Raw genomic sequence first — 10198 nt, 5'->3', positions numbered from 1 at the left:
AGACTAATTTCAACGATGTCAAAGAACTCGATTATCCCCTCTTGGAGGGACTATTTGATTAATATTAACTTCGTCCCAATTTTAACGGGACACTAATGATGCTACATGAACAAATCCGGATACGGATTCTCCGGGATATATCGTGTTTTTCTTCAAATATCCCAGCTTTTTGACCTGTTGTTCGTCCTGCAAGGCCTGACCGAAATCAGCGATCCGCTGCTGTGAGGCCATGTTGGCCTGATAGGCTGCAGAGGGATTATAAGTCGTAGTCGTATAAGACGAATAACCACCGTAGCTGCTGTAACCGGTCGTCGTGGAGGTCGAATAACCTGCGCCGGCAGCAGCCATTCCTTCGCTGACACCCATCAAAACAGCGGCCCAGGTCTGCGACCGGTTCACTTTCTTCAGATAGCTATCGCAAGACCAGACCTGCAGATCGGTGGCGACATCGTGTTCGTCTACGGAATAGGCCGTCATATCGGTCTCCGGATTGAATTCGACCGGCGTCAACGAATTGTTGGAGATAATCACATCGACCCGATGCCACTTGCCGTAATCCCGGACGATGGCATCCGTCAACGCGATCGTCAATCCGTTTTTGAAATAGACTTCCCAGGGCACACCGTCCCGATAATCGGCCGAGCGCTCCGCTATGGCTGGTGATTCCCATACCGGCATGTCGTCCGCAATGCGGAATTTAAGCGTGTTCCCGCTGCCGTCCGCCAGCAAATAATAATCATGAACCGGCAGCCCTGCACGATATTCCACCATTCGGCAGGAGCCGTCCTCGTTGTATGTCTTGTACGTTCCGGACAATTCGCCGCCGGCATACAACGCACGCGTTTTCAACGTTCCATTCTCGTCGTATTGCCGATATTCGCCTTCCAACAATCCTCCCGAATAATATGATTTTTCCGACATGTGACCATTCTTGAAATAGGAAACAACGTCTCCGTCAAACACTGTCCGGCAATCATCGAGCGTATCGATTGTCTGAAAATGCCCTTCTCTCCGCAATTCTCCCGAAATATAAAAATCCTTGAACATTTTGAGCCCCGCCGAATCCGCAGGATAAAGCGCCAGCCGATAATAATCGGCAAAAACCGGATTCCGCACCGTCACCCCCGAACGGCTATAGTAGAGTGTATCTATCCGCTCTTGCGACAAGGCACCGTTGCCTACCACAAGCAACAATACGAACAATAAAACTCGGTTCATAAAATAACTGGGTTTCATAGGTTTCATCGCTTTTCCGATATCCGACACGCCGTTATCGTGTCAATTGTTCTTATTAATCAAGTTCACCACAACCTTCGTCATTACATCTTTCTCTTCTGTGCGACTCTCAGCAATCATAAGCGTCAGAGCGACCAGCGTATTGTTATCCAAAAGGCGCGAACCATCAGCACGGTAAAGAATCCGATTGTTTTCCAAAAACCAAAGGAACAGAAACGCTGCGATGCGTTTGTTGCCGTCACTGAACGAGTGGTTCTTGACCGTCAAGTAAAGCAGATTGGCTGCCTTTTCCTCGACACTCGGATAGAGATCACACCCGCCGAAGGTCTGGTAAATTGCCCCCATTGTGCTTTTGAACGATTCGTCTTTTTCGTGAGCGAACAATTCGCTGCCTCCGAATTTCTCACGCAACACCTGCAATGCCGCCATCGCATTTTCATACGTCGCATGAAACGGTTCCTCCGCCGTGGTTGCCGCAACCTCCAACTGCTGATAGTCATAACGATCGAGCGTGTCGAGGCCATAAGTATAGTCCGTAATCACGCGCAGTAGCCCGACCGCCTCGGATTTCGTAACCTCCTTCGCAGCCAAGACATGGGAGAGCAGGCGAACAGTCTTTTTCAACTCCTCCAACTGCTCGGCTTTCGCTTGGGTATTGACGGCATAGCCTTTTATTAGGTACTCTTTCAAAATTTTGTTCGCCCAGATACGGAATTGTGTTCCGCGCTGTGACTTGACACGATATCCGACAGAGATAATCACGTCCAGATTATAAACTGTAATCTTACGCCTAACAGAACGATTGCCCTCTTGCCGAACTATCAAGTATTCCTTGACAGTTGCCTCTCGCTCGAGCTCGCCCTCTTTAAAGATATTATTTATATGAAGGCTCACATTCTGTTTGGTCGAATTGAACAACTCTACCATCTGCGCCTGCGTCAGCCACACGCTGTCGTTCTCCATGCGGACGTCCAGACGGGTCTCACCGTCGGCTGTCTGATAAATGATAATCTCGCCCCTGTCCATGAAAGCAAAGATACGAATAAACCCGAAAAGTCGATAACCTTTAGCTCTCAACCGATTCGCCCGTCCTTTTCAAATAAAAACATCAGCGGCCGTGATATCCTTTATCCGGCTCTCCGGAGTACCACCATCCCTTACCCCGATCCATATAAACGATTTTTTCTTGCCCCGTGACAGCATCTTTTTCCACACTGTATTCGTATCGAATATCATGTTCGAAAAGAGTCAGTCGATCGAACGACTCCGGTATCTCCGATAAAATCAGGTTATCAGTACAGATCAATTCGGTCAGATACGGGCAAGCTGAAATATCGATATTCTCCAGCAAGTTGCCCGAGCAATCCAATTGTCCGAGCATTTCACAACCGAAAAGGCTTATCGAGCGCAATGCGTTTCGCGCACATCCCGCGATACGCAACGATTTACAGCCTGTCAAGTCGAGGCGTTGCAGATTGTTGTAGGAGCATTCGAGTTGCGAAAGCCGATCGGTTCCGGACAGATCCAATTCGGTCAGCCGATTTCCATAACAATATAACTCACTGAGTAGCGGCGCAAAATCAGACAGGTCCAAAGTTTCGAGCCGATTGTCGTAACAATAGAGCCGGCCGAGTTTTTCGCAGCCGGAGAGATCGAGCCGGGTCAGTTCATTCGCCCCACAGTTCACAAGCGTCAGCGAGGAGCATTTTGACAAATCCAGTACGGACAGTCGGTTGCCATAACAGAAAAGCATCCGAAGGCCTTCCCGTCCTGCCATGTCCAACTTTTCCAACCGGTTTTCGGCGCAGTTCAAGTCCGTCAAGGCCATACATGACGAAATGTCCAATGTCCCCAACCCGTTATAAGGAACATTCAGTTCCGTCAGGTAAGGACAGGACGACAGACCGAGTTCCGTGAGACTATTGTAACCGCAGAGCAGCCGCCGGAGAGAATAACAGCCGGAAACGTCCAGACCGGAAATTCCGCAGTTCGTACAGTCCAGTTCCTCCAACAGCGGACAACCGGAAACATCAATCTCCGTCAGCGAATTTTTCGCGCAGCGAAGCGCCACCAACGCCGTACACCCCGACAAGTCGATTTTTCCGTGCAGGTTGTTTTCGCCGAGAATCAGCGAGAGTTTCCCGTCTTCGTATTTGACAGAAGATCCCCATTCGGACAAAGGTTTGTCCGTGCACCAGTTTTCCTGGAAGCGCCAATTGTCACCGCCGGTATCCTGATAAAGTTTTTCGAGGAAACGGCGCACCTCTTCTTCACCGCACGGCTCCATATCCGAAGCATGCTGCACAAAAGACAATCTCTGTTCCGCCCGCCCCGAGCGGATGATTATTTCAGCGCTTCGTTTTTCTGTGGTAATATTCGGCAATACGGTTACCTTTACCGTCCCATTACCGTCGTCTCCCTCCGCCGGTTCGATCCGGTACCATTCCGCATGGACCGGATCGGCCGGCACAACACTCCATGCTTTCGTCGCAGAGAATCGCAGCTCCCACAAACCGCCCATTGCCGGAAATTCCTTAACGGACGGCGTACCGGGCGCAAGGGTTATGGCATCCGGTTCCGATGGCAACGGAGCATGTTCTCCTTCCGGACTGCATGCCGTCACCATGAAAACGAAAAGGAGGAGTATCGGGCACTTATTCATGGCAATTCAATGCTATTCGACCGCTACTCCTGCTCCTGTTGCGGGACGTAATGCTCCGCAACGAAAGCAAACAGCGCCGCAACCCCGCCTCCTTTGCCGAGCCAACGTCGCTGACGAATTTGCTCCAACATGGCAGGATCATCCTCAAAATAGCGTTCTACTAGCGCAATCATTTTCTTGTTCGAATTCTGAAAGAAAAGATACTGGCCGAGGAATACGGGGCTCTTTTCGTCCGATTTCCAAAAATAGGCACTCGGTTCGGTTACATTCAATTTGGGGTTTACAATCCCGACCAGCCCTTTATTAGACATTTTGTAAGTCTGATAACGGGTAAAGAAGGCGACATGCCTGCCCGAAGATTCCGGTACCAGCCATCGGGCTGCCGGAATCTTCTTTTTCCCTTTTTCCTTGATGAACGGGACGCAATAAAGTTCGTTTTTGGCTTCGGGATTCTTTTCCGGCCAAAGTTCAAGATAAGCGATTTCCACGGCCGCCAACGTCCTGGCTTGATTCTTTCCATCGGAAAGCACCCGGACAGACACTTCGGCATCGATCCATCCGGGAATCGTAATGCTGGTACATTCCAGCGTACGGCCGTCCAGAAAATGAACGGTTCCGGGACATTTCTTATCTGCGGCATTCGCGGAAACAGCTGCCAGTAAAAGCGCCCAAACCGCCAGTAGTTTTTTCATGTTTTCAGCATATTTGAATATCGATCATCATTCATTGGGCCGGCTTGCCAGATACGCATCGTACATATCGAGTATCCATGCGTCGTTCTCTTCGGCCTCTTTTTTACGTATTTTGCCTTCGGCACCTTTAAACCATTTCTTATAAAATGCCTTCAGCCCGGGATGCAGTTTGTCCATCAACATCGTACCGACATACATATACGGATAGACGATTCGGCCGGGATCATTGTGGAAACGTATGCCGTATATGGTTGTCAGCACCCTGCGGTCTCTGTTACCTACTCGTTCCGTCGTCCACGTCTTCCACCAATAGGTCGTTGCATTCGCTCCGGCCTTGTTCACACAAACCAGTCTGTGATAAGTGCGGTAACGATTCGTGAGTCCTGGAGCAGCAATATCGAGGGCCTCCCAGCGAATGCCGTCCGGATTTTCCTCCGTCGTCTCTGTATATTCGACACTCTCTACGTCATCGGCCGTATATTTGACGGGCTCTTTGTCATCGGGCGTCTTGGTGATTTTGAACGAATAGTTCTCCTGTTTCAGCAGAGCGCCCTCCGCATGCCATCCCCGATGGAGATAGCCTTCTACTTTTTCCCCGGACTTGAGAGTTACGACTACGTGCCGGAATTCCTGATCTTCCGGATCTTTGGCGTCAGCCTGGGAAATGCTGCCGAACATGGCCAACACAGTTGCAGTACAAAGTAAAAACCGTTTCATAATGTTTAAATTTATAAGTTGAATCAATATTTCGTCGGATCGTAATCGCGCAGCAACTGTATGGTTTTGCTGCGGATGGCGCTCGACAACCGTATACGTTCGGCAAGTTCGGGATCATCGCCGACATAACGGGCGATGCGTTCCCGGAAGACGTCTTTTGTATTCCGATTTGCGGCACCAACGGTCAGGAACTCCTTCTCGCCTGTTTTTTTCAGGTAGTAGGCCGTGCGCGACTGGCTGAAAGTTCCCTGCCTCTGCCAGACCTGAATACCTCCGTTCGAATCGATGCCATACCCTTTTTCCGAATAGATGCATACGCAAATGTGCGGTGTTTCGAGATAGACCCACATCCACCCCGGACTCTCCGCCGGAATGAACTTGCGGATATGTTCCGGAGACTGTGCATGCCAGCAGACTACGGAGTCGATTTCTCCGGATTGGAAAATTTCTTTGGCTTTCGTCTTCCGGAAAGCATCGCGGAGGATGGTCAATTTCCCGAATCTTTTCGGTAACTGCAGCCGGTCGTCCCCGACACATTCGATGACGGAGCCGTTTTTCAGATAAATGCGGCCCTCGACAAGCGATGCTCCCCGTACGGATGCTACTGCAGCAAGCAGGATCGGCAACAGCAGAAACTGTTTCATGACAATCAAATTACCGTTTTTCTTCCTCTTGCTCTTCTTCGACAATAATGTCCAGCGTACGCCGCACTATGGCCGCAGCCATCGGTTCCAAATCTCTGTCGATGTAAATCGTGCGCTCAAAAAAAAGATGCAGGGGCCAACCTGTATCCAAATGGATCTCTTCTGAAGAAAACTGCTCCATCCGTGAACGGATGCCGCTCATTCCCGAGGCGATGGAGTCTCTCATAGCCTGCGTCATCGCCTTTTCTCCGCCGAACGCCGTCACGAACTGTCCGAGTGTCGCGGACAACATTTTGCTGCCGTCCGCTTCCGTATAAGTATTGCATACGGCACTGTATGAATCTGTCTGTCTGCCGTCAATCCAGAACGAAGTCTTTCCCCGCACAGAATCCCGGCCACCCAACAGCGGAGCGAACGTCTCGTCGAATTCGTATACCTGCGTCGAATCGAGCCGTGCCCCATGGAAAAAGAACATGCGCCCCAAATCGTCGTTCACGGCATTGATCACGACCGATGGATCGGAAAGGGTACGGGCCATATATTTGCGGAAATTCTTTTTCGGGAAATTCTTCCGTTCCGCCGAAGGTATCGTCTCCCACATAACCCTCACGGCGGGTTCGACAGACGCCTCGGCCTGTGCGACCAGCGTTTCGAGGTTCGCGATACCAAGCAACGAACCGGTTTCATCCGTCTCGAACTCAACGACACAAGGCCCCGTGGCCGACACGATCGCATCGTGCACCAGCTGGTCCTCCTTATCGGTGGTCATGTAATCGCCGTATGTCAGACGGATCTTGTAACGGTCCTTGGTCTGAGAAAGGATTTCGAATACACGCCGTTCGCTTTGTCGGTATACGAGCGTCGTATCGCCTTGATCATCTATCTTGAACTTCTCCTCCCGAGCCTCATAGGCATACTTGTCTCCCGGAGTCCAATAGGCGCAGATCTGCACCGAGGAATCCGGCATGATCTGGGCTCGCAAAACCGACAACCCCTCTGTCAAACAGCAGAGTGCACATAAAAACCATTTCATCGTACAGAATAGTTAAAGATCTTTTAAACATTCACGAATCACCTGCTCGTCCACGCCCCGCTCCTTGAGTCTGCGAATCGCCTCGCTTACCCTTTGCGGCCGTTCCAACCGTTCGTAAAGCATATCCAGAATTTCATGCAATACTTTTTTCAGTCGGACCGGACCGTCCGGCGTATCGTAATCCATATCTCCGAATGTCGAAGTATGCCGATGGAGGACGAGATAATAAGTACCGGCGATCAGCAACGATGCGATTTGCCGGAACGGCGTTTTCTCCCCCCCCCTCGCGAATTGCCGTTCATAGGCTTCGTAAGCTTCCCGATAGTACGTTTCCCGATTTGCGGCGGCACGGCATGTCGTATCGTTTACATCGGTAATCTCCCAGACCAGCAGTCTCTGCATCTCCGGACTGTTGTAAAGAAAATCGGTCATTCGTGCGAACATCCTTTCCAAAGCGGAACGCTCTCCGCGTTTCAAGGCTTTGTTGCCGAACAAATCGTGCATCCAATAATCAATCGTGCGGATGTAACAGTCGAAAACCTGTTCCAAAGATCCGAACTGCCGCAGCACGACATTGGGATCCGTTTTGGCTTCGCGGGCTATATCCATCAATGTGATATGGGTAAAATCCTTTTCTTGGAGAATCCGGCCGACAGCCGACAGAATATCGGCCTGCACCTGTTTATTGGTTCGACGGCGGCGGAGCGTCCCCTTCGTTGACTGGTTTTCCTTCATTCCGGTCATGTTTCCCTGTTCCGACTTTACAAAAATAAACTTTTGCCTTCATTTTAACAAATTTAATTTGATAAAACCAAGAGAGCATCTTTTTTATTTCAGTAATTCTTTCTTCCCGCCGATTGCAAAACGAACAGCTCCGAATAAATCGACCTCAACAGGACGAATTATTTTCCAGTGGAAATTTGTTTTATCAGAAAATAAACACACCTTTGTCGCGGTCGGAATCATACAGATCCGATTTTTAACGGAATTCGATGAATTAAAAAATAAGACCACATGAAACACATCATTATCGGAGGAGTCGCCGGAGGCGCGACAGCGGCGGCAAGAATTCGCCGGACAGACGAGAAAGCCGAAATCTTCCTGCTCGAAAAGGGTAAATACATTTCGTACGCCAACTGCGGGCTGCCATATTACATCGGCGGAACGATCGCCGAACGGGAGAAACTGTTCATGCAGACACCGGCTTCGTTTGCCAAACGTTTCAATATCGACGTGCGGGTCGAGAACGAAGTAATCGGGATCGACACGACGAAAAAGCGAGTCGAAGTACGCCGTGCAGACGGATCCACCTATACGGAAAACTACGACAAAATGCTGCTTTCACCCGGCGCTTCCCCCGTGCGTCCGCCTTTGAAAGGCATAGAAATCGAAGGCATATTCACGCTCCGCAACATCGAAGATACCGATCGGATCAAAGAGCATATATCTTCGCACCGAATCGGGAGTACAGTCATCGTCGGAGCCGGATTCATCGGATTGGAGATGGCCGAGAACCTGCACCGCACGGGAGCCGAAGTATCTGTCGTGGAAATGGGCAATCAGGTGATGGCTCCAGTCGATTTTTCAATCGCGGCCCATGTACACCAGCACCTGTCGCAAAAAGGTATCAAACTCTATCTCGAACGCAGCGTCGAACGATTCGAGCGCCAAGGCGAAAAGATCGAGGTTTTCTTCTCTACCGGAGAAAGCATTACAACCGATATAGTTCTTCTGTCTATCGGGGTTCATCCGGAAACAACATTGGCCAAGGCCGCCGGACTGAAGATCGGCGAAACGGGCGGCATCTGGGTAGACGATTACCTGCAAACTTCGGCAACGGATGTTTACGCAGTGGGCGATGCCATTGAATTTCCGCATCCACTGACAGGCAAACCGTGGCTGAACTATTTGGCCAACCCTGCCAACCGCCAGGGACGCATCGCCGCCGACAATATGGTCTTCGGCAATACGACAAAATACGAAGGAGCCATAGGCACTTCCATTGCCAAGGTATTCGACATGACAGTAGCTTCGACAGGACTCGCAGCGAAACGGCTCAAACAGTCCGGTATTCCGTATGCCAGTTCGACGACACATTCGGCATCGCACGCCGGATATTATCCCGATGCACTTCCGCTGACCATCAAGCTCACGTTCGACCCAGCAAGCGGCAAACTCTACGGAGGTCAATGCGTTGGCTACGAAGGAGTGGACAAGCGCATCGACCAGATTGCACTAATCATCAAAAACGGCGGCACGGTATATGACCTGATGAAAGTCGAACACACTTACGCACCACCTTTCTCCTCGGCCAAGGACCCGATCGCCATCGCGGGCTATACGGCGAACAATATTATCAGCGGAGCAATGCCCATAGTGACATGGCGGCAGATTGCAGGAGCCGATCTCAGCGACATCCTGCTGCTCGACGTGCGCATCCGCGAAGAGCATGCCTTCGGGGCCATTCCCGGGTCGGTCAACATTCCGCTCGAGGAACTCCGCAGCCGGCTCGGCGAATTACCACACAATAAAGCCATCTATGTCTATTGTGCCGTCGGCCTACGCGGATACTTGGCGGTAAAAATTCTGACAGGACACGGATTCCGCAACGTGAAGAACCTGTCGGGTGGTTACAAGACCTATTCGACGGCGATCGAGCCGATCGTAACCCGGACTGCAGCAACCGCTATGGACAGACGAATGGATACGGATACCCGACTCGGCAGCAAACGCATGAAGACCTTAAGAATAGACGCATGCGGATTGCAATGCCCCGGTCCGGTTATGAAAATCAAGCAAGCGATCGACTCAATCACCGAAGGCGAAAGGATCGAAATAGTCGCTACCGATGCCGGATTCTCGCGAGATGCGCAAGCATGGTGCGACACCACAGGCAATCGGCTCATCAGCAACTCGGAAGAGAAGGGGAAATATACGGTCATCATCGAAAAAGGTTCATCCGGAGCATCCACGATGCCACTCGAGCACGACGCTAAGGGCAAGACGCTGATTATGTTCAGCGATGATTTGGACAAAGCGCTGGCGACCTTCGTACTGGCCAACGGCGCGGCAGCCACCGGACAGCCGGTGACGATATTCTTCACCTTCTGGGGATTGTCCCGTCCTGAAAAAGGTTTACAGTGATTGATAATTAAAGATAAACATTTTGGTTCAAAAAATATTGTCCTGATATAAGTTTACATATGCCTTCCGA

Annotated in this window: 10 protein-coding genes; 1 reads left to right on the top strand and 9 read right to left on the bottom strand. The window is 50.7% G+C overall.

The features are described from left to right. Positions 1 to 81: 81 nt before the first annotated feature. The 9 genes from BHV64_RS08825 to BHV64_RS08785 form a co-directional block, all read right to left on the bottom strand. Positions 82 to 1218 carry a toxin-antitoxin system YwqK family antitoxin gene (locus BHV64_RS08825; protein ID WP_229104413.1) on the bottom strand — a complete coding sequence of 379 codons (1137 nt, stop codon included), beginning with the start codon at positions 1216 to 1218 and terminating at the stop codon, positions 82 to 84. Positions 1219 to 1278: 60 nt separating this feature from the next. After that, positions 1279 to 2262: a RhuM family protein gene (rhuM, locus tag BHV64_RS08820; protein WP_149887941.1), complete on the bottom strand. Its 984-nt coding sequence runs from the start codon at positions 2260 to 2262 to the stop codon at positions 1279 to 1281. Between the two features lie 82 nt (positions 2263 to 2344). After that, positions 2345 to 3898 (bottom strand): BACON domain-containing protein, encoded by a 1554-nt coding sequence (locus tag BHV64_RS08815; RefSeq protein ID WP_217727908.1) that lies wholly within the window; start codon positions 3896 to 3898, stop codon positions 2345 to 2347. Between the two features lie 23 nt (positions 3899 to 3921). Beyond that, positions 3922 to 4590 carry a hypothetical protein gene (locus BHV64_RS08810; RefSeq protein ID WP_015547147.1) on the bottom strand — a complete coding sequence of 223 codons (669 nt, stop codon included), beginning with the start codon at positions 4588 to 4590 and terminating at the stop codon, positions 3922 to 3924. A gap of 27 nt (positions 4591 to 4617) precedes the next feature. After that, positions 4618 to 5307: a hypothetical protein gene (locus BHV64_RS08805; RefSeq protein ID WP_022061590.1), complete on the bottom strand. Its 690-nt coding sequence runs from the start codon at positions 5305 to 5307 to the stop codon at positions 4618 to 4620. Between the two features lie 23 nt (positions 5308 to 5330). Further along, positions 5331 to 5996, bottom strand: coding sequence for a hypothetical protein (locus BHV64_RS08800; RefSeq protein ID WP_229028886.1), 666 nt, complete (start codon positions 5994 to 5996; stop codon positions 5331 to 5333). Further along, complete coding sequence (locus BHV64_RS08795) at positions 5962 to 6984, bottom strand: hypothetical protein (RefSeq protein WP_022061592.1); 1023 nt, start codon at positions 6982 to 6984, stop codon at positions 5962 to 5964. Before BHV64_RS08795 ends, BHV64_RS08800 begins: the two co-directional genes overlap by 35 nt. A 12-nt stretch (positions 6985 to 6996) precedes the next feature. Further along, entirely contained in the window at positions 6997 to 7719 is a 723-nt protein-coding gene (locus BHV64_RS08790; protein ID WP_044054361.1) for a TetR/AcrR family transcriptional regulator, read from the bottom strand. Between the two features lie 93 nt (positions 7720 to 7812). Continuing rightward, positions 7813 to 7950, bottom strand: coding sequence for a hypothetical protein (locus tag BHV64_RS08785; protein ID WP_153811588.1), 138 nt, complete (start codon positions 7948 to 7950; stop codon positions 7813 to 7815). Between the two features lie 48 nt (positions 7951 to 7998). On the opposite strand from BHV64_RS08785, the gene BHV64_RS08780 reads away from it, so the two are divergent. Beyond that, entirely contained in the window at positions 7999 to 10128 is a 2130-nt protein-coding gene (locus BHV64_RS08780; protein WP_217727910.1) for an FAD-dependent oxidoreductase, read from the top strand. Positions 10129 to 10198 lie beyond the last annotated feature (70 nt).

The sequence above is a fragment of the Alistipes sp. 56_sp_Nov_56_25 genome (assembly GCF_001915285.1).
Lineage (GTDB): Bacteria > Bacteroidota > Bacteroidia > Bacteroidales > Rikenellaceae > Alistipes > Alistipes shahii.
This window is presented reverse-complemented; position numbering and strand designations above follow the sequence as displayed.

What these genes read in the sequence shown, in the direction of transcription:
- BHV64_RS08825 (WP_229104413.1), bottom strand. Translation starts at nt 1,218, where the DNA reads ATGAACCGAGTTTTATTGTTCGTATTGTTGCTTGTGGTAGGCAACGGT.
- rhuM (WP_149887941.1), bottom strand. Translation starts at nt 2,262, where the DNA reads ATGGACAGGGGCGAGATTATCATTTATCAGACAGCCGACGGTGAGACC.
- BHV64_RS08815 (WP_217727908.1), bottom strand. Translation starts at nt 3,898, where the DNA reads ATGAATAAGTGCCCGATACTCCTCCTTTTCGTTTTCATGGTGACGGCA.
- BHV64_RS08810 (WP_015547147.1), bottom strand. Translation starts at nt 4,590, where the DNA reads ATGAAAAAACTACTGGCGGTTTGGGCGCTTTTACTGGCAGCTGTTTCC.
- BHV64_RS08805 (WP_022061590.1), bottom strand. Translation starts at nt 5,307, where the DNA reads ATGAAACGGTTTTTACTTTGTACTGCAACTGTGTTGGCCATGTTCGGC.
- BHV64_RS08795 (WP_022061592.1), bottom strand. Translation starts at nt 6,984, where the DNA reads ATGAAATGGTTTTTATGTGCACTCTGCTGTTTGACAGAGGGGTTGTCG.
- BHV64_RS08790 (WP_044054361.1), bottom strand. Translation starts at nt 7,719, where the DNA reads ATGAAGGAAAACCAGTCAACGAAGGGGACGCTCCGCCGCCGTCGAACC.
- BHV64_RS08785 (WP_153811588.1), bottom strand. Translation starts at nt 7,950, where the DNA reads ATGATTCCGACCGCGACAAAGGTGTGTTTATTTTCTGATAAAACAAAT.
- BHV64_RS08780 (WP_217727910.1), top strand. Translation starts at nt 7,999, where the DNA reads ATGAAACACATCATTATCGGAGGAGTCGCCGGAGGCGCGACAGCGGCG.